18 protein-coding genes are annotated in these 20,244 nt (G+C 34.1%); all 18 read left to right on the top strand.

All coding sequences use genetic code 11. The annotated features are described in order from the left end of the window. Positions 1-146 precede the first annotated feature (146 nt). Positions 147-1,538, top strand: a complete 1,392-nt coding sequence (locus J4O15_RS08280) for an HlyD family efflux transporter periplasmic adaptor subunit (RefSeq protein ID WP_208100417.1) — start codon at positions 147-149, stop codon at positions 1,536-1,538. 8 nt (positions 1,539-1,546) lie between these two features. Next, positions 1,547-2,227, top strand: a complete 681-nt coding sequence (locus J4O15_RS08275) for a YggS family pyridoxal phosphate-dependent enzyme (RefSeq protein WP_208100416.1) — start codon at positions 1,547-1,549, stop codon at positions 2,225-2,227. Positions 2,228-2,256: 29 nt separating this feature from the next. Then, the gene (locus J4O15_RS08270) at positions 2,257-2,781 is read left to right on the top strand and encodes a cell division protein SepF (protein WP_009218470.1); all 525 of its coding nucleotides are present in this window, start codon (positions 2,257-2,259) and stop codon (positions 2,779-2,781) included. A gap of 2 nt (positions 2,782-2,783) precedes the next feature. Then, positions 2,784-3,533, top strand: a complete 750-nt coding sequence (locus J4O15_RS08265) for a YlmH/Sll1252 family protein (RefSeq protein WP_208100415.1) — start codon at positions 2,784-2,786, stop codon at positions 3,531-3,533. 10 nt (positions 3,534-3,543) lie between these two features. Then, positions 3,544-4,632, top strand: a complete 1,089-nt coding sequence (gene aroB / locus J4O15_RS08260) for a 3-dehydroquinate synthase (RefSeq protein WP_208100806.1) — start codon at positions 3,544-3,546, stop codon at positions 4,630-4,632. Then, the gene (gene lspA, locus J4O15_RS08255) at positions 4,617-5,117 is read left to right on the top strand and encodes a signal peptidase II (RefSeq protein WP_009218473.1); all 501 of its coding nucleotides are present in this window, start codon (positions 4,617-4,619) and stop codon (positions 5,115-5,117) included. Before aroB ends, lspA begins: the two co-directional genes overlap by 16 nt. 17 nt (positions 5,118-5,134) lie before the next feature. Then, on the top strand, positions 5,135-6,049 hold the full coding sequence (locus J4O15_RS08250) for an RluA family pseudouridine synthase (RefSeq protein WP_208100414.1): 915 nt from the start codon (positions 5,135-5,137) through the stop codon (positions 6,047-6,049). 173 nt (positions 6,050-6,222) lie between these two features. After that, on the top strand, positions 6,223-6,849 hold the full coding sequence (locus J4O15_RS08245) for a cytidylate kinase-like family protein (RefSeq protein ID WP_009218475.1): 627 nt from the start codon (positions 6,223-6,225) through the stop codon (positions 6,847-6,849). Beyond that, complete coding sequence (locus J4O15_RS08240; protein ID WP_009218476.1) at positions 6,846-7,988, top strand: N-acetylmuramoyl-L-alanine amidase family protein; 1,143 nt, start codon at positions 6,846-6,848, stop codon at positions 7,986-7,988. Before J4O15_RS08245 ends, J4O15_RS08240 begins: the two co-directional genes overlap by 4 nt. 29 nt (positions 7,989-8,017) lie before the next feature. Continuing rightward, the gene (locus J4O15_RS08235; protein WP_208100413.1) at positions 8,018-10,027 is read left to right on the top strand and encodes a zinc ribbon domain-containing protein; all 2,010 of its coding nucleotides are present in this window, start codon (positions 8,018-8,020) and stop codon (positions 10,025-10,027) included. A gap of 15 nt (positions 10,028-10,042) precedes the next feature. After that, on the top strand, positions 10,043-10,993 hold the full coding sequence (locus J4O15_RS08230; RefSeq protein ID WP_208100412.1) for a zinc ribbon domain-containing protein: 951 nt from the start codon (positions 10,043-10,045) through the stop codon (positions 10,991-10,993). A 151-nt stretch (positions 10,994-11,144) separates the two neighbouring features. Then, a complete protein-coding gene (locus J4O15_RS08225; RefSeq protein ID WP_208100411.1) occupies positions 11,145-12,854 on the top strand; it encodes an LCP family protein in 1,710 nt (569 codons plus the stop codon). A gap of 46 nt (positions 12,855-12,900) precedes the next feature. After that, a complete protein-coding gene (locus J4O15_RS08220; protein WP_009218480.1) occupies positions 12,901-13,608 on the top strand; it encodes a response regulator transcription factor in 708 nt (235 codons plus the stop codon). Beyond that, positions 13,598-14,731, top strand: coding sequence for a sensor histidine kinase (locus J4O15_RS08215; protein WP_208100805.1), 1,134 nt, complete (start codon positions 13,598-13,600; stop codon positions 14,729-14,731). Before J4O15_RS08220 ends, J4O15_RS08215 begins: the two co-directional genes overlap by 11 nt. Then, complete coding sequence (locus tag J4O15_RS08210; protein ID WP_208100410.1) at positions 14,700-17,138, top strand: hypothetical protein; 2,439 nt, start codon at positions 14,700-14,702, stop codon at positions 17,136-17,138. The genes J4O15_RS08215 and J4O15_RS08210 overlap by 32 nt, the downstream gene beginning before the upstream one ends. After that, positions 17,139-18,089 carry an ABC transporter ATP-binding protein gene (locus J4O15_RS08205; RefSeq protein ID WP_208100409.1) on the top strand — a complete coding sequence of 317 codons (951 nt, stop codon included), beginning with the start codon at positions 17,139-17,141 and terminating at the stop codon, positions 18,087-18,089. Continuing rightward, positions 18,079-18,954: an ABC transporter permease gene (locus J4O15_RS08200; RefSeq protein ID WP_208100408.1), complete on the top strand. Its 876-nt coding sequence runs from the start codon at positions 18,079-18,081 to the stop codon at positions 18,952-18,954. Before J4O15_RS08205 ends, J4O15_RS08200 begins: the two co-directional genes overlap by 11 nt. Continuing rightward, a complete protein-coding gene (locus J4O15_RS08195; protein WP_208100407.1) occupies positions 18,935-20,206 on the top strand; it encodes a zinc ribbon domain-containing protein in 1,272 nt (423 codons plus the stop codon). Before J4O15_RS08200 ends, J4O15_RS08195 begins: the two co-directional genes overlap by 20 nt. Positions 20,207-20,244 lie beyond the last annotated feature (38 nt).

Below are 20,244 nucleotides of genomic sequence, written 5' to 3'. Positions count from 1 at the left end.
AAAAATTTGAGTTAATAGATAATAGCAGGTTCGATTTGAACCTGCTATTTTTAAAATCAATTGAAAAAAATATTTATGTACAGTATAATGTAGAGACTTGTATTTATGCAAGAAAGGCTCTATTTGCATTTTTAAGGAGAATAAAATTGGCAAAATCTAAAAAAATTATTCCCTATAAAAAAAGAAGAAATTTAAATGTGGGTATTATAATATTCTCACTTCTTTTACTGTATACATCGGTATATTTTATCAAACTTATTACAAGAAAGAAGGTAATATATAATGAAGTTGTGGAAGGAAGTATGGCGGAGAATAAGACTCATACAGGAATTATATTAAGAGATGAAAGCGTGGAAGTGGCACCTGCCGGCGGATATATAAATATATATATGAGGGACGGGAAAAGGGCGGCCGTGGGAAGCAGAGTATATTCTCTTGATGCAACAGGGGATTTAAAAAAATTGATGGAGGCATCAGCCGGTAAAGAGGATACGGTATCGGATTCGAGTGTTATTGAAATGAAGAAGAAATTATCGAATTTTACTTCAAACTATTCGGATTCCGATTTTGAATATGTATATGATACGAAGTACCTGCTTGACAATGCTGCCAGTGAACATTCCAATATTATAAATATAGAAAACATAGATAATATTTCAAATGAAAACGGATTAAGCTTAAATGTGGTGACTTCACCGGCATCGGGTGAGGTATCATATGCAATGGATGATATTGCGGAAAAAAAAGAAGAGGATTTGACTAAAAGCGATTTTGATTCTTCCAAGCATGCTGTAAGCTATGTAAAAAATGAACAGCTTGTAGAGGAAGGGACAAGAATATACAGAGTTGTACACAGTGAATCCTGGAGCATATATTTTGAGTTTGAAAAGGGCGAAGAAGAATTATATGCCGAGAAAAAAACATTAACTGTGAAATTTAAGTCAACCGGTTTAATACTTACCGGAGATTATTCAGTTGTAGAAACAAAAGACGGTTATAGTCTGGGGAAATTGACATTTGATAAATATATGGTACAATTCATATCAAACAGATATGCAGATTTTGACATTCAGTCATCATCAGTTAACGGTTTAAAAATACCTTCAAGATCGGTGCTTGAAAAAGATTTTTATACTATACCTATTGATTTCATAGCAAAGGGTGGAGACGGTGTAAGTGACGGCTTTTATAAGGAGGTGGATAAGGACGGTAATGTTTCCACTGTATTTGTACCGGCTGAAATAATAAAGGTAACCGATGTAAACTGTTATATAAGTACAGAAAATAAAGATATAGCATCAGGTGATAAATTGATAAAACCGGATTCAAATGAAATATTTGAGGTTTCAAATAAAGAAAAATTATTGGGAGTTTATAATATAAATAAAGGCTATACTATATTTAAAACAATTGATATAATTGGCTCAAACAAAGAGTTTTATATTGTAGATAAGGGAACAAAATATGGTCTGAAGGTATATGATCATATTTTATTAAATCCCGATAACTATAAAGAGGGGGATTTTATTTACCAATAGGAGAGAATATGGTTAAGGATAACTTAAAAAATATCAGAGATGAAATGAATAACGCCTGTGAAAGAAGTAATAGAAACTTAGACGATATTACTCTTATTGCCGTAAGTAAGACAAAGCCGAATGAACTTATTATGGAAGCATATGAAAGCGGTGTAAGAGATTTCGGTGAGAACAAGGTACAGGAGTTACTGAGAAAAAAAGAAGAACTGCCGGATGATGTAAGATGGCATATGATTGGACATTTGCAGACCAATAAAGTGAGGCAGCTCCTTGGAAATACGGTCTTGATACATTCTATTGACAGTATAAGGCTGGCAGATACAATAGATACCGAGGCAAGAAAAAAGGGGATTCATGTAGACGGATTGCTGGAAATAAATATTGCAAAAGAGGCTTCGAAATATGGATTTATAGAGGAAGAACTTGAAGAAATTTTGCCTATATTTGCAAGATATAAGAATTTACATATAAAGGGATTGATGACAATTGCCCCAAATGTAGAAAATTCAGAAGAAAACAGAAAAAATTTTAAGAAATTAAAAAAATTGTCTGTTGACATAATTGATAAAAACTATGATAATGTAGAGGTAGAATTTTTATCAATGGGAATGTCCGGCGATTATATTGTGGCTCTTGAAGAAGGAGCAAACTTGTTAAGAGTTGGTACAGGAATATTTGGGAAAAGATAAAAATAATTAGAACTGGAGAGCGTGTGAAGATGGATATTTTTGACAAGATCAAAAGTTATTTGCGAGTTAGTGAAAGCGATGATGAATCATTTGACGATGATATGATCGAAATTGAAGATTATAATGAAGATGAAGATGATTCTGAAATCAAAAACGCAAGCGAGCAAGTGGAAGAAGAAGAGCCTATGAGGCCTAGAGTAGCAAGTAGGAATACCAGAGTTAATAAGGTTATACCTATAAGAAAAGACCTGGAAGTTACTATGTTTAGACCTTCATCAGTTGAGGAGTCAAGACTTGTGGTGGACAGCCTTAAAGAAGGAAAGACTGTTGTACTTAATCTTGAAGAGGTAAGAACTGCTATCGCTCAGAGAATAGTGGATTTTATCTGCGGTGCGGCATATGATATGGAAGGAAACCTTCAGAGTATATCAGAGAGCATATTCATTGTAACACCTCCAAATGTAGGATTGTCAGGTGAGTTTGTAGATTTACTTGGAACAAGCGGTATTGATCGTAATAGTGCTGATGCTTCAGGTTATGGTATGAGGTTATAATTTTGGAAAAAGAAGAACTAATTCTAAGAAATAAAATTTTAGATTTAGCAAGAAAGGCATATTTTAAGAACGTTGTAACATATTCGGCGTTCTTAAATTTATATGAGCAGACAATATTCGAGCAGATTCAAAATGAATTGCCAAATATAAGAAATATTATGTTTGGTGGTTATTCTGAAGCGGAAAGAAAGATTGTCTGTTTTTATTTTGATGAAATACCGGATTTTGATATGTTGGAATATATAAAGATCTTCCCATGCAATAAAAAATTTGCGGATAATCTTACACATAGAGATTTTCTTGGGGCGCTTATGAATCTGGGTATTGAAAGACATATGATCGGGGATATATGCATTGATGATAATACCGCCCATATCATTACCTTTAAAACAATGTCTGAAACTATTATCAATGATTTGAGTATGGTTAAGCATACAAAGGTCGTTCTTGAAAAGGAAAATATAGACAGTCTGAAAAATATAAACAGACTTGAAAATAAAAGGATAAATATTTCTTCCGAAAGATTGGACTCTATTATCGGTTCGATATATAATATCTCAAGAAGCAAGGTAAATTTATATATTGATGCCGGTAAGGTATTTATAAATTCAAAACAATGTTTTTCACATTCCGCCAAGATAAAGGATGGAGATATTATTACAGTAAGAGGGCTGGGAAGAGCAAGGTTTTTGGGAATAAGTGCTTTATCAAAAAAAGGCAGACTGTTTGCCGAAACAGAGATTTTTAAATAAGGATTATCAGATGTATTTGAACAGATTGGAAGTAAGCTTTTTAAATAAGCCATGTTATGATATTGTTATTTCAGACGGATTTTGCGAGTTAAAAAAAGAACTGGAGAAATTTAATATAGAAAGCAGGAAGATTTGTATTATTACAGATACAAATGTAGCCTCGTTATATTTAGAAGAAATAAAAGAAAAACTCGTTGATTTAAATGTGTTTGTACACAGCTTCGAGGCAGGGGAGCAGAATAAGCATTTGGATACGGTATCCCAAATATATGAAACTCTGATTCTAAACAAATTTGACAGGAAAGATATTTTACTTGCACTTGGAGGTGGGGTAGTGGGAGATATATGTGGCTTTGTGGCGGCAACATATCTTAGAGGTATAGATTTTATTCAGATTCCTACCACACTTCTTTCACAGGTGGATTCAAGTATAGGCGGCAAAACCGGAGTTGATTTTAAGCAGTACAAAAACATGGTCGGAGCTTTTTATATGCCGAAGCTTGTCTATGTAAATATAAATACTTTAAAAACATTACCTAAATCGGAGTTTTCATCAGGGATGGGTGAAGTAATAAAGCATGGTCTGATAGCTGATAAAGATTATTATTACAAGCTTTATCAAAACAGTAAAAAAATATTGGAGGGGGATTCTAAAACTTTAGCGGACATGGTTTTTTGCAGCCAAAAAATAAAAAAGCAGGTAGTGGAAAACGATCCGTATGAAAAAGGTCAAAGAGCTGTATTAAATTTTGGACATACATTGGGGCATGCTATAGAAAGGGAGAAAAACTTTGAACTTTCTCATGGTGATTGCGTGGGGCTTGGCATGCTTGCGGCTTTTGATATATGTATAAAAAAGTATAAACTAAAGCAAGAGGATAAAGAATTTCTTATTAAGCTTATGAATATCTATTCTTTGGATACGGAAACGGATATAAATATTCAAGATGTAATAGAAGCTACATTAAGTGATAAAAAGATGGAATCAGGTAAAATAAAATTTATTTTGCTGGAAAATATAGGAGAAGGTTATATTGATACGGAAGTATCAAAAAAAGATATGTCGGAGGCATTAAATAGCATATGCAAAAAAATATAGTATATAAATTTGCTTCATTTTTGATTATGGTATCGGTTTTGGTAGGAGTAGATCAGTGGAGCAAGTATGAGGCTTTAAAGAAATTAAAGGGTGCACCTGCTCATCCTCTTATCGATAATATTTTGTATTTCTGGTATTCTGAGAACAGGGGTGCGGCATTTGGCATATTACAGGATATGCATATATTGTTTTATATAATTACAGTAATTGTTTTGATAGGAATATTATATTTGCTGTTTAAAATGCCTTATGAAAGACATTATTACCCTTTGGGATTTTGTGGAGGCTTGATATTTGCAGGTGCTCTGGGCAATTTTATTGACAGAGTTATAAGAAATTATGTGGTGGATTTTATTTATTTTAAACCCATCAATTTTCCTATATTTAATTTTGCGGATATTTGTGTAACTGTGGGAACTTTTTTACTGTTTATTTCTTTGATGTTTGTGTACAAAGAAAATGAATTGGATTTTTATAAAAAATAGTTTTAGTTTGGAGACAGATGGATAACTTTGAAATAATAGCAGAAGAATCGGATATAAACAAAAGGATAGATGTGTTTTTATCTAAGAATCTGGAAAGTTTTTCAAGATCATATATTCAGGATTTGATTAAAAAAGGGAAGACAACCATAGGCGGTAAAACAATAAAGGCAAATTACAGGTTGAGAGAAGGTGATATAGTAGCCTTGGCGATACCAAAGCCCGAGCCGCTTGAAATACTTCCGGAAAACATACCTCTTGATATAGTTTATGAGGATAATGATGTAATACTGGTGAATAAGCCGAAAGGTATGGTGGTGCATCCTGCTGCAGGGCATTATAGCGGTACTTTGGTAAATGCTCTTTTATATCATTGTAAAGACAATCTTTCAGGTATCAATGGAGTGCTAAGACCGGGAATAGTGCATAGAATAGATATGGATACCACGGGTATTATAATAGTTTGTAAAAATGATAATGCACATCAACATATTGCAAAGCAGCTGGCTGAGCACAGCATAACAAGAAAATATGTTGCTATAGTAAGCGGAAATATAAAGGAAGACGAGGGTGTGGTGGATGCAGCCATAGCCAGATCCAAAAATGACAGAAAAAAAATGACTGTGGACAAGGATGGAAAGAGGGCTGTAACACATTTTAAGGTTTTAGAAAGATTAAATAATTATACATATATTGAATGTGTGCTGGAAACCGGAAGAACCCATCAAATTAGGGTACATATGTCCTATCTTCATCATCCCCTGCTTGGAGATGAAGTATATTCAAACAAAAAAGAAAATACAAAGCTGAAAGGGCAATGCCTTCATGCAAAGGTACTTGGATTTATTCACCCAAGTACAAATGAGTATATGGAGTTTGAGGCACCGTTGCCTGAATATTTTAAGGAAATTTTAATGAAATTTAGAAAGAATTAAGCTATATACTGCTTATATTAACATAAACACTAACTAAAAAGTTAGGATTGAATGACAAATATATATACATCCTGCTTTTTATGTTATATAATAATCTGTATAGATTAGCTGTAGTCGCATTTTATTTATGAAATGTAAAATGTAGACAGGAATTGGTTATTTAGGAGGTAGATATGGACAAAAGATTGGTTATTACCATTGGTAGACAGTGTGGAAGCGGCGGAAGAAGAATCGGTCAGATGCTTGCCGAGCAACTGGGTATAAAATGCTATGACAAGGAGATACTCAATCGAGCTGCAAAAGAGAGCGGACTGGCTGCCGAGTTGTTTGAGACTCATGATGAGAAGCCGACAAGTTCATTTTTATACTCACTTGTAATGGACACATACTCACTGGGATATACATCATCATCCTATATGGATATGCCTATAAATCATAAGATTTTTCTGGCACAGTTTGATACCATCAAAAAGCTTGCATCGGAAGAATCCTGTATTATTGTAGGTAGATGTGCCGATTATGCACTGGCAGAGGATCCGAATGCATTTTCAGTATTTATTACCGGAGATGATGAGGATAAGATAAAAAGAATTATGGAGACAAATAATATCGAGGCTAATAAAGCGAAGGATATTATGATAAAAACGGATAAAAAAAGATCCAGTTATTACAACTACTATTCAAGTAAGAGATGGGCTGACTCAAGAAGTTATGATTTGACTATAAACAGTACAACTCTGGGACTTGAAGGCAGTGTGGAGTTGATAAAAACATTTGCAAAGATAAAAGGTTTACTATGAGAATAAAAATTATTTGTACAGCCATGATTATTTCCGGCATGCTTGTGGCATGTGGAGGTAATGCGGCAGAGACAAAAAGTGCGGAGAATACTTCCGGAGCTGTTACAATGGAAAAATATGCAGACAGTACACAAAAGGGAGTGCAGTCCAAGGTTAAAAAATACAGAGTTATATCAGAAAGCGGCAAGGCAGTCGAAACTACAAAGGAAAGTACGGTGGCTGAGACTACCGCTGCGACTACTCAGGCGGAAACTACAATAGCAGAAAACACAAAGGCAGAAACGACTCAAGCACCTGATGTTTGCTTGTCTGCTCTGGTGCTTGAGCAGACAAGCAAACAAACAGAGCAGACAGAGGCAAAAAAAGAAACTGTCTCAGAGAATAAAGAAGGCGGGGAAATCGGGTTAAATCCTGAGTGGCAGTATGCTTCATTTTCAAAGATAAACTCAGGAAAAAGCGTATTATATAAGGCAGGGGAGAATGCCAAGGGTATTACAATAGCAGTCAATGCCGGTCATGGCACAAAGGGAGGTTCATCACAGAAAACACTTTGTCATCCTGACGGAAGTGCCAAGGTGACAAGCGGTACTACAAAGGCGGGGGCGACTACAGCGATTGCGGTTTCAGAGGGCATGACCTTTGCCGACGGCACTACTGAGAGCACTGTAACATTTGAAATGGCTAAAGTATTAAAGGATGAACTCTTATCAAGAGGGTATAATGTATTGATGATTCGTAATGATACCGATGTCCAGCTGGATAATATTGCAAGAACAGTTATAGCGAACAATAATTCAAATGCACATATTGCTCTTCATTGGGATTCGACCACAGCCGATAAGGGAGCGTTTTATATGGGAGTTCCTGAGGCGGACTCATATAGAAATATGCAGCCTGTGGCGTCTAACTGGGAAAAACATGAGGCACTGGGAAAGGCGCTTATTAACGGGCTGTCTGCAAACGGAACAAAAATATTCAGCAATGGAAGAATGGCTATGGATTTGACTCAGACCTCTTATTCAACTATTCCGTCGATAGATATAGAGTTGGGAGATAAAACATCTAATCATGGAAAAGATGAATTAAAAAGACTTTCAAAAGGTATTGCCGACGGTTTGGACATTTATTTCGGTAAATAAATATGATAATCAAAATATAAGGGAGTATTATGAAAAATAAATTAAGATATCTGATTTGTCTGTTGGCGTTTTTACTGCTTACCGCCTGTGGTGGTGTGGTAGATACCAAGATGAGCTTTGATGACTCATTTGCAGGAAGCAGAGTGATTAAATACAGTGTAACAAATGCGGACTTTGTATCCTATGTACAGAAGGATTTTGGGACTGTAGAGAGCACATTAAGAGGACTTTGTCCACAGGATATGGAAATCACCTCTGTTGAGCAAAATGACAGTCATGTGGTTGCTGTATTCACCATAAATTTCACCTCAAAAGAGGATTATGAAAAAAAGGTGGCAAATATACTCTCAGCTTCAGGAAGTGATATAATACCGACTGTAACATTTGTCAGAGCGGATACGGTATTTGCAAAGGGAGTTGCTTATCAGGAGAACTTCGGCAGTGATGATTTGTTAAAATGGATGGGTGACGGTATCATAAGTAATGATTTTGTCACATCCTCATATGAGTCATATATCTTTTCATCAAATTATGTCAGCTTAAGCATCAATGGTGATGATTATGAAAAAGATGCTTCTATGAGCATTTTAGATGTAAGTAATGCAAAATATCTGCCTATAAACAATGTGGATTTCACCACATATATAAATAAAGACGGCAGTATTGACAGAACCATTGAACTTAATATTCCGGATTCCACCTTTAATGAGGGGAAAGATGAAATAGAGAAATTTGTTAAAGAAAGAGTAGGTAGCATAGGCACAGGAACTTGGGTTACAAAAGATTCTTCACATATTTTCACTATTGAAGGCAAGGGCTTAAGCAGTGATGAATGTAAGCAAATGACTGAAAAATTTACAGGTAAGAGTGAACATAGTGAATTTTCATTCTCGGGTAATCAGGCGGATGCAGTAAATGAGTCAAAAAGCGGTGAAGAAACTGAAAGCAGCACTGAAAGTGATGAGGCAACTCAGACTATACAAATTGATAAAGGTCATCTGTTTGCCAAGAATTATTTACTTACAGAAAATATAGACCTTGAAGATTATATCAGCAATAGTGATAATTCGGTTCGTTTCAATTACTATATGAACTCTGAAAATGATTATGAAGGCAGTGTAATTGATGCATCTTTTAATACAGACAGCTTTTCATCCGATGCAAGGGTGGGAAGTTCAAATGTATTATTATTTAACGGATACAGTTCGACCTTTGATATAGATGTAAAAATAAGTATACTGCCTGATGTAAGTAAGTATAGGCATATAGTAGATATTACTCCTGACGGAAAGATAAAGAGAAACATTAATGTTGTTTTCAAGGATTCTTTTAATGAGGGTGATGTTAAAGATATTGAAGAAAAGCTTAAAACAGTTTTTAAAGATACTAAAATAAAGCTTGATAAAATAGCATTAAAGAATAATGATCTTGAGGTTAAGATATCTTCAATCGGAACTATGGATGAGGATATGAAGATGTGGGAAGAAGTCACAGGTAATGTGAGGTATAGCGGATATCTGGATATTGATAAAAAAGGATATCTGTCTTTAAAACAGACTATATACTTTACGGACGATTTTGATCCTGTAATGTTTACCTCAGGAAATGTGGAAAAATATGAGTACAGGGTAAAGAATGCGGGCAAACCTGTAGATAAGAACGGTTATTTTGGAGGTTCTTTCGACAGTGCCGAGGCTAAATTTAAAGGGAATGATTTTGTTGTTAAGGGAGAAAATCTCATAATGGCAAACCATATGACAATTGATTTTATCAGTGTAAGAACAAACTATATAATATTTATAGTTTTAGCCGCTATTTTTGCGGTAGTTATTTTGGCTGTAGTTGTAGCGGTATTGCTTCTTATAAAAAAGAACAAGAAAAAATCGGCACAGATACAGGATATCAATGCAGAGGGTAGTGAAAAGAGTGCTGCTGTGGCTGATGATATAATAAGTGACACGGTATTTTGCCCACATTGCGGCACCAAGAATAATTATGGTGATAAATTCTGTTCATCATGTGGAAAAGAAATTTCATAGTGATAAGGAGAACATATGTTAAAAAATGTAAAAAGAACAAAAAATAATGATTTGATTTTGAATGACAAAGGATTAAGCGTATTAAATATATTATGTATACTTTCTATTTGGATAGCTTTATTCTTTTTTATTCCTGTAGTAAAGGTTGATTTTGGTGCGGGATATTTAGGTGAAAGCTTAAAAAGAAGTTTCTCACTTTTCAGCTTTGCATTTATAAGCGGCGATGATTTTGTATTCGGAGGATTAAAGGCTTTAAGAGGAGCTATTCTACTTGGACTTTTTTATCCTATCGCTAATATTGTATTATGGGTGTTAAATAAAAACTTTACAGGGAAGAAAAGCTATATTATTGTACATACTATTTATTTAATAAATGTGTCCTTTGGATTTATACATTTTACTTCAATGAACGGTATATCATCTTTAAAGGCGGACTTCTTTAAAGGAACATTTTTTGTTTGGATTTTGCTTTTGATTTTGCTTGCTAATTTAGTATTATCGGTATATGGAATATTGATAACCGGAAGATTAGAGATAGATGAAAATGCAAAAGCCTTTGATATGAATGCCAATTATGCCAAGGATATGTTAAATAAGGCGGGAAATGTAGCTACAAATGTGGCAAGTAATGTATCTGCCGCTGCAAGTAAGGCTACAGAAAATAAAGCCGCAGACAGTAAGAGCTCTTCATCAAATAAAATAGTATGCGACAGCTGTGGAAATGAATGTCCGGAAACAGCAGGATTTTGTACTAAATGCGGAAATAATCTGGAAAATGCAAAGAAGGCTAAAGAGGAGACATACAGCCATGTAGATGAGGCTGCAAAGCTTGCAAGAGAAATGGCCTCAAATGATACAAATACAGAAGAAGTTGCGGCTTCTGAAACTATAGAAAAAGTAGAGGAAACTGTAATGGAAAATGATAAAGATGATACAGGTTCAAAAGGGGTATCACTTTCTAAATAAAATATTAAATGTTTAATTTAATATTTTTAGGTGGGCTTGCCCGCCTTTTTTTATAGAAATGTCATTTATTATTCTATTTTTCGTAGTGTATATTGTTTTCATCTATGATAGAATATATGGGAATACTTCTTGAAAGGAGAATTACTCCAAAATGAGAGATGAAGATTTTTACAAAGAATTTAGCGATATCGATAGTGAAGATCTTGAAAAATATTTGAGAGATTTAGCGAAACTTAAAAAAATAAGGGAAGAAGAAAAACTAAAAGAAGAAAATGAAAAACTACTTAAAACTATAAAAGAAAATAATAAAAAGCTTGAAGAGATTGGACAGAATATAAGAAAAGTAGAAAAAAAAGCCGATAAAATAAATATTATAGGTGGCAATAAACATTCAAAAACAAAAAATGAAAGAAATATAAAGAGCAATGTAAGTGATGATACAATTGCAGAAGGCATAAAGATTCCACTGCCAAAGAGTCATCAAAAAACAATACTGCAAAAAAATGATACATATAGAGTTCAAAATCCACAGAGGGAAGAGACTGTAAAAAAGGTTGTTAAAAAGAATATAACAAAACCTGTCACAAAAAAAGTGGTAAAGACTCAAAAAAGTGTAAAGAAGGTAAATCCTAAAACAGTAAAAAAGGTTGAAAAGGAAGTAAAGGTAAAGAAGCCTAAAAAGAAAAGAGGCTTCTTAACCAGATTGATACTCCTTATATTGCTTTTTACCATAGTCGGAGGTGGAACTTATTTTGCATTCCACTATGTAAAAAATCAAACAGGATACTATACAGTGGCTGTTTTCGGAGTGGATTCAAGGGATGGAAATGTAGAAATCGGTGCACTCAGCGATGTAAATATGATTATAAATGTCAACAGAGAAACCGGAGACACACAGCTGATATCTATTTACAGAGATATGTATTCTATGATAGATGAAAGCGGCAAATTCCATAAATTTAATCAGGCATATGTTGAAGGTGGACCTGAGCAGGCCTTGGAAACATTAAACAGGAATCTGGATCTGGATATAAAGGATTATATTACAGTTAACTGGAAGGCTGTAATTGATGCGATAAATATTTTGGGTGGAGTTGATCTTGAGATAACCGATGCCGAGTTTAAATATATGAATTCATTTATTGCAAAGACGGTAGAGGCTACAGGAGTCGGTTCTTATGAACTGGAGCGTGCCGGAATGAACCATCTTGACGGTGTACAGGCTGTAGCCTATGCAAGACTAAGACTTATGGATACTGATTTTAACAGAACGGAGAGACAAAGAAAGGTAGTGAGCCTGGCTTTTGACAAGGCAAAACAAGCAAATTTCTCAACTCTTTACAGCATTCTTGTTGCGGTACTGCCTCAGACATCCACAAATGTCGGTATAGATGATTTGATACCTTTTGCAAAAGATATATCCAAATATCATTTGAGTGAAACAACAGGCTTCCCGTTTGATAAAGATACCAAAAAAATGCATAAAAGAGATTATGTAATTCCAATTACATTAAAATCAAATGTAATAGCACTTCATCAGATGCTTTATGGCAATATTTCGGGTTATACTTATACGCCAAGTGAGACGGTAAGCAAGATAAGCAATAAAATAATTAAGGATACCGGACTTGGTGCGGATAAGGAAAATACAGATATAAATATTGATAAGGACCTTGACGGGGCAATAGGTATCACTCCTCATAGAGATGATGGAGAAAACATAGAAGAAAGCCATAGTACCGAGGAGAGCCAAGGTGCAAACGAAGGAAGCAGCGAGGAACATAATGGCGAGAGTGATGAAAGTCATTCAGAGGAAGAACATATTCCGGAAGAAAGCGTTACGGAAGAAACAAATAATTAAAATATATAGTTAAATATAACCGATGGTTGATAAAAAGGAGAATATAATGACAGAAACAAATATTTTAGTGGTAGATGATGAGAAGGAAATTGCAGACCTTGTTGAAATATATCTTGTGAGTGACGGTTTTAAGGTTTTTAAAGCCAATAGTGCAGAAGACGGGTTAAAACTGATAGAAAATGAGGATATCCATCTTGCAATACTTGATATTATGATGCCGGGAATGGACGGGCTTGAAATGTGTAAGAAAATAAGGGAAACACATAATTTTCCAATCATCCTTCTAAGTGCAAAGAGTGCAGACCTTGACAAGATACTTGGACTTGGAACAGGTGCGGATGATTATGTAACAAAACCTTTTAATACTTTAGAGCTTACAGCAAGAGTAAAATCACAGCTTCGCAGATATACTCAGTTAAACCCGAACAGCTCAGTAATAGATAAGGATGATCCTAATGAAATAAGACTAAAAGGTATGTCTATAAATAAGGACAATCATAAGGTAATCATCGAGGGAAATGAAGTAAAGCTGACTCCGATAGAGTTTGATATTTTATATTTACTTGCAAGTAATGCCGGAAGAGTGTTCTCTACCGATGAAATATTTGAAAAGGTATGGAATGAAAAGGTCTATGAGGCAAATAATACAGTAATGGTACATATTAGAAGGCTTCGTGGAAAAATGAATGAGGATGAGAGGGAGAATAAGATTATAACTACTGTATGGGGCGTTGGATATAAAATTGAGAGATGATCTGGAGAAAAAATTTCAGACTAAAGTAATAATAAATATTCTCTTTAGTCTGGTTATATCTATTTTGATAGAAACATTATTGGTAAGTAATATATCATTTTTTTCGGGACTGCGTATAACAAATCACGAAAATGACACCTTATTGGTAAGGGGTAACGGAAGTGATTTGGTACTTGTACTGATACTTGTTGTATTCGGTATAGGTGTATTTGCTCTGTCTTTTTGGTTATTGCAGAGGAAGTCGTTTATTTATATAGATGATATTCTTCATGCTATTAAAAAGATATCATCAGGTGATTTAAATACAAATATTGATGTAAAAGGTGATAATGAATTTTCAGAGATAGCTGCAAGTATCAATAAAATGTCCGAGGAAATAAGGATTTTAATGGAGAGTGAAAGGCATAATGAAAAGTCTAAAAACGAGATGATTACAAATATTGCACATGATCTTAGGACTCCTTTGACGTCAATACTCGGATATCTGGATTTGATAAATAAAAGAGATTTATCTGAAGATACAAAAAAAGAATATCTGAAAATAGTATATGAAAAGTCTAAAAAGCTTCAGGATTTGATAGAGAGTCTGTTTAGCTTTACAAAGACAAATTCAACAAAGCTTGTGCTGAAAATAGATAAAATTGATATAGTAAAATTATTATGTCAGTTAATGGAGGAGTTCTACCCTAATTTTGAAAATAAGGGTATTACTTGTAGTGTAAATACCAATATTGATAGCTGTATCATAGATGGAGACGGCACATTATTGGCAAGATTATTTGATAATCTGATAAATAATGCCATCAAATACGGTGCAGACGGTAAAAGAATAGATGTAAAAATAACTGTGGAAAAAAAGATAGTTAAAATTGCGGTAATTAACTATGGTAAGGTCATACCACAAAATGAATTACCTCTGATTTTCGGTAAATTTTACAGAGTGGATCAGGCAAGAAATTCAAATACCGGAGGAACAGGGCTTGGATTGGCTATAGCAAAAAATATTACCGAATTACATCATGGGGTTATTGAGGTAAGCAGTGATTTAAGCGGTACGGTATTTAGCGTAATATTACCAAAGGAGTTGGATATTGAAAGAGAGAATTTTAAAGGAATTGAATAAAATACTTATGTTTTCATTGGTATTATTCCTATGCTTATTTGGCAGTTCCAATATCAATACTTTTTCGGCTACTGAAGAGAATAGTGACATAACTATGGATATAAGCTATGGTTATGGCAATCTTGCAAAGGGAGGTAGATACCTCCCTATTCATATATTTTATAATAATTATACAGATGAGAGTTTCGACGGTAAAGTATCCATAGAGTTTAATGAAGCCGATAACAGAAAATATGCCTATGAGTATGATGTAAAGCTTGATAAAAAAAAGAGTACTCTGTCTGATTACTATATTAAAATCAGCAATGAGGTATATACGATTGCTGTAGTATTAAAAGATAAAAATGGAAATGTAATAGAAGAAAAAATCGTATCATTAAATACGGAGGAAAACCAATCAAAGATAATGGTGGGACTTCTAAGTGACAGTCAGGAACAGCTGGATTATTTTAATGATGTGGCAATAAACTTCGGATTGCTGAATCTAAGTACGGTAAATTTATCGGCAGGTGCATTCCCGAAGTCTTATTCCGGGCTTGAGCAATTGGATATGATTATAATAAGCAATTTCAGAATAAGAGATTTATCTAATGAGCAATCAAGAGCATTGATGGACTGGGTAAAACAGGGCGGTGTACTTTTAATCGGAACAGGTGCAAGGGCTGATGATACTATAGGAAGATATGCCCCGGAACTTTTGGAGGATATATATGAGACTCCAAGTGTCAGAACTGTAAACTTTTCATTCAATAATGAAATCAAGTCCATTGATTTATACAGTACCAATATAAATTTACATGGTGGAAATGTTTTAATTTCAGATGAAGATTTTCCATTGATAACATCTGTAAATAAACAAAAAGGAATAATTGTTGTAGCAGGCTTTGATTTCTGTGCTTTAAAAGAGTTTGCAATAGAAAATACTCAATTTGCAAGATATCTTGTATCAAATATCCTCGGAAATGAAAGAATAGACGACTTCTCAAAGCAGGGTAAAGTAGTGGATGATACATTTGAAAATGTTGAGCCCATACTAAACTCCTCCGAGATAAAAAAACTTCCTCCTATGACAGTATATACATTGATTTTTATTGCATATATCCTGCTTATCGGACCTGTTTTATTTATATATTTAAGGGACTACGGACTGGCAATATATTACAGGAAAATTGTACTTTTAATATCCTTGCTCTTACTTGCTATAATCACCATATATAATGGGAGAACAAGATTTACCACGACATTTTATAATTATGTTACAGTGTATGAAGCGGGAGATTTGGATGTTTCCGAATCAACATATGTAAACTTAAGAAATCCGTATAATAAACCCTATGATGTTATCATTGATTCCAATTATTCCATTGTACCGATAATAAGAAATAGGGAATATATTTTTGAAAAAAAATTACTAAACAAAAATATATCAATAAATATTGAAAACAAGGATTATACAAAAAATATTTCGCTCAATGAGGTAGGTGCGTTTTCTTCAAACATATGGAAATTGGATAAAACAATTGAAAACTTGAATAATGAGGGATTTACCGGAGAAATAAACTTTTTTGACGGAGAACTTGATGTAGAGATCACCAATAATTATAAATACAAGGTAAAAAATGCCACCTTGATTTTATATGGTAAGATTGCAATGCTTGGAGATTTTGATGCAGGTGAGACAAGAAAAATTGATAATTGTGAGCTTTTAAATATACCATTGACAGATTTTGATATAACATCAAGATTGATAACCGGAATGGAGAAAGAAAATACAATAGATCAAAACGGAAGTGTAAACGGTATGGATACCGAAAAGTATATGCAGCAGATGAATGTATCCAATTTTATCTCATTTTATTTGAAGGAGAATTCAAACGGATATAATGCGGATGCAAGAATTATAGCCTTTTCAGATACTGCCCTTGCGAATCCTATTTTTTACGGTAATCCTATGGAGGGCAGCGGTTTGACACTTCTGACCTCAGTTATCCCCGTAAATGCGGTAGAAGATGGAAGAGTGTACAGGCAGTCATTATTAAAAATGCCGATAGTACTAAGCGGAGATTATTCTTATATAAATAATTCTCTTAAGAGTAATGAGGCGACCGTTCTGGAATACTTTCTCGGTGAGAATATAAATATCGAGGAAGTAAAGTTTGAACAGATATCCGATGTATTTCTGAATCCGAGATATAATGATAAGGTGAAGGTATTTAAAGGCAATATTGCATTATATAATTATAAAACCGGAAACTTTGATTATATTTCCAAGGATAATTTTTCCATATTGGATTTATTGATATATCTGTCGGATACCAATACTATCAGAGTAAGATATTCAAATATAGAGAGTGGAGACCTGGAAACAGCCTTGCCGATGGTAACTGTTTTAGGTGTGGAAAAATAAATGTTGGAAATAAAGAATGTGAGTAAATCCTATGGAAGGCATACGGCATTGTCAAATCTGAATCTAAATATACCTGACGGTGCATTATTCGGGCTGGTAGGTCCAAATGGTGCAGGAAAAACAACCGCAATGAAGATTATTTCGGGTATTATATTTCCGGATAATGGAGATATTATTTTTAATAATATAAATTTATGCCGAGAAAAGAAAGCCACAAAGGAAATTGTAGGATATGTTCCGGATGTACTTGGAATATATGATGATATGACGGTTTTTGAGTATATGCTGTTTTTTGCCGCAACATACGGACTTACCGGATATGTTGCAAGAAAGAAGGCGGATATCCTCCTTGAGCAGGTGGGTATGACCGATAAGAAAAATTTTTATTTAAATGAGCTTTCAAGAGGCATGCAGCAAAAGCTATGTGTAGCCAGGGCACTTATACATAATCCGGAGCTTATTATTATGGATGAGCCTGCAAGCGGACTTGATCCAAGGGCAAGATATGAATTAAAAGAGCTTTTACAGGAACTGAATGCCGCGGGAAAGACTGTAATACTCAGTTCTCATATCTTATCCGAGGTTTCTGAAATATGTACGGATATAGGGATTATCGAGGGCGGTAAAATGATAATATCCGGAGCCGTTGAGGATATATTGGCTAAGGTGGAAGGTGCAAATCCTATAAAAATAAAAGTTTTAAATAATGAAAGTTTGGCACTTGAAATATTAAAAAAGAATAAAAAAGTTAGGATTTTATCTGTAGATAATAGCTATTTTATGGTATACTTTGATGGTAAGAAGTTAGACGAAGCTAAGTTGCTGGAGGAACTTGTAAAGAACAATATACTTGTTAGTGAGTTTATAAGAGAACCGGGCAGTTTGGAGTCATACTTTATTAAAGTTACCAATCATTCAAATGAAAGCGTGATTTTTAGCAATGAATATTAATCCGATTTATGAAAGGGAACATAGGGTAAGCACAAGAAGTTTAAAGCTTTCAATGGCTATTTTGATATTTAATTTTATTGTGGCTGCCGTTACCTTGATAGAGATGAATGAAGTTGTGGATTATGCCAGAAAAACTTCAATTATTGATTACACATCATTCTTGCAGATATTTAAAATTATAATATTTTTACCTGCAATTTTACTTATATTTGTAGCACCCAGTTTTATATCGGGTTCAATAAGTGATGAAAGGCAGAGGGGAACACTTGAAATACTTTTGACAACCAAAATGACTGCAAGAAGTATTGTTTTTGGAAAGTTTTTAAGTCTTTTTGCTTCGATAATGCTTATTTTGGTATCACAGCTGCCTATTATGGCTATTTTATTCTTATATGGCGGTATATCGGTTTTGGATATTATAAAACTGGTGATAAATTTTGTGGTATTTGTAATACTGATTATTTCAATGGGGATATTTTGTTCAAGTATTGTTGTAAAAACAAGTGTGGCTACGGCATTGGTTTATTCAACGGTACTTGGGCTTTTCGTAGGGACTTTGGTATTATATTTTTTAGCCGCAAATTCATTTATGATGAATGAAAACAATAGTTTGGGAATTCTTTTTATAAGATTCAGCAAATTTGTTTTGTTATTTAATCCTTTGGTCAGTATGGATTTTTTACTGTCAAAGATTATGGGTGAAGACAGTTCGGACATATTGGTAAGCCTTTTTTGGTACGATAACTGGTTTTACATAAATATGGTTTTGGACTTGTTATTATCCATTTTACTTTTGGCATTATCTATAGTAAAAATAAAACCACATTGTAAAACATGGAGGAAGTATGGCAACAGTAATTTATAAATGCAAAAATTGTGGTGGTCCGGTAAAGTATTCAGCAACACTTGGAAAGTTTAATTGCGAATATTGTAATACCGTATATTCTGAGGATGAGGTAAAGGCACTGACTCTATTATCAGAGAGAGAAGATGTGGTGGTGGATGCTGTAAACGGCGACTATGTGGAGTATCACTGCCCAAGCTGCGGAGCAAATATAGTAACGGATGAAACAACAGTGGCTACAAACTGTTATTATTGCAATAATCCGATAGTAATGTCAGGCAAACTTGAAAGTTCACAGATGCCTACCAAGGTCATACCTTTCAGAGTTGATAAGAAAAAGGCTTTGGAATCCTTTGAAAGCTGGATAAAGACCAAAAAATTCGTACCGAAGAGCTTCTTTAATGATAAACAGGAGATAGAAGAAATAAACGGAGTATACTTCCCTTATTGGCTGTATAATACTAATGTTTCGGTAGACATTGACAGAGAGGGCAGCAGGACATATACAAGGACTGAGGGAGATTACAGGGTTACATACAGAAAGGATTTCAGAATAGTAAGAAAGGGAGATATAGATGTAAAAAATCTCCCCAAGCTGGCACTTGCAAAGTCAAATAAAGTGCTTGTAGAATCTGTATATCCATTTGATTTTAATAATGCAATAAACTTTGATTCTTCATATTTGAGCGGTTTTGTAGCTGAAAAAAAGGATATTGAAAAGGAAGCGCTGATGAATTCCATCGAGGATGATGTATACAAATACTCAACAAAGGTGGTAAGAGATTCAATGACCGGAGAGAGTGTAAATGTTGTGAATAACGATTTTACCATAGGTCAGGGAAGCTTTGAGTATGCGATGTTGCCTGTTTGGGCTATCTCTTATAATGATAGGGACAGCAATAAACACTTTTTCTTCAGTGTAAACGGACAAACAGGAAAGGTGGTAGGTAAATTACCTATAGATAATGCCAAACTTTATCTTTCAGGACTTATAGCGATATTACCTTTATTTTTAATAATTAATGCTATACTGTATTTTACGGGTAATTTGCAAACAGGTACTTTTTTAATTGCATTGGTGGGCAGTATTATCGCATATTTACTATATGTACATAAAGTGCATTCAGATTATAATATGACATCATCCGGTGTTGTAAACAGGGGTGTAAATCAGATAGACTTTAATAATAATTATGCCGAGAAGATAGAGTATTGTAAGGATATAGACCTCGGTACAAGGGTGATTAGCAGGTCAAGGATTGAAAGAAAATAGATTAAAGATAAACTTTATTATTTTTAATATATATGTTA

This window comes from Lachnoanaerobaculum sp. Marseille-Q4761 (assembly GCF_017565785.1).
Taxonomy (GTDB): Bacteria; Bacillota; Clostridia; order Lachnospirales; family Lachnospiraceae; genus Lachnoanaerobaculum.
Note: the sequence above shows the minus strand (reverse complement) of the source record. Positions and strands in the feature narration are given on the sequence as shown.

Bases quoted from the DNA above. Each gene is read 5' to 3' on its own strand.
- J4O15_RS08195 (WP_208100407.1), top strand. From the start codon at position 18,935: ATGGCAACAGTAATTTATAAATGCAAAAATTGTGGTGGTCCGGTAAAG.
- J4O15_RS08235 (WP_208100413.1), top strand. From the start codon at position 8,018: ATGAAAAATAAATTAAGATATCTGATTTGTCTGTTGGCGTTTTTACTG.
- J4O15_RS08275 (WP_208100416.1), top strand. From the start codon at position 1,547: ATGGTTAAGGATAACTTAAAAAATATCAGAGATGAAATGAATAACGCC.
- J4O15_RS08205 (WP_208100409.1), top strand. From the start codon at position 17,139: ATGTTGGAAATAAAGAATGTGAGTAAATCCTATGGAAGGCATACGGCA.
- J4O15_RS08245 (WP_009218475.1), top strand. From the start codon at position 6,223: ATGGACAAAAGATTGGTTATTACCATTGGTAGACAGTGTGGAAGCGGC.
- J4O15_RS08225 (WP_208100411.1), top strand. From the start codon at position 11,145: ATGAGAGATGAAGATTTTTACAAAGAATTTAGCGATATCGATAGTGAA.
- J4O15_RS08220 (WP_009218480.1), top strand. From the start codon at position 12,901: ATGACAGAAACAAATATTTTAGTGGTAGATGATGAGAAGGAAATTGCA.
- J4O15_RS08200 (WP_208100408.1), top strand. From the start codon at position 18,079: ATGAATATTAATCCGATTTATGAAAGGGAACATAGGGTAAGCACAAGA.
- J4O15_RS08240 (WP_009218476.1), top strand. From the start codon at position 6,846: ATGAGAATAAAAATTATTTGTACAGCCATGATTATTTCCGGCATGCTT.
- J4O15_RS08270 (WP_009218470.1), top strand. From the start codon at position 2,257: ATGGATATTTTTGACAAGATCAAAAGTTATTTGCGAGTTAGTGAAAGC.
- lspA (WP_009218473.1), top strand. From the start codon at position 4,617: ATGCAAAAAAATATAGTATATAAATTTGCTTCATTTTTGATTATGGTA.
- aroB (WP_208100806.1), top strand. From the start codon at position 3,544: ATGTATTTGAACAGATTGGAAGTAAGCTTTTTAAATAAGCCATGTTAT.
- J4O15_RS08230 (WP_208100412.1), top strand. From the start codon at position 10,043: ATGTTAAAAAATGTAAAAAGAACAAAAAATAATGATTTGATTTTGAAT.
- J4O15_RS08250 (WP_208100414.1), top strand. From the start codon at position 5,135: ATGGATAACTTTGAAATAATAGCAGAAGAATCGGATATAAACAAAAGG.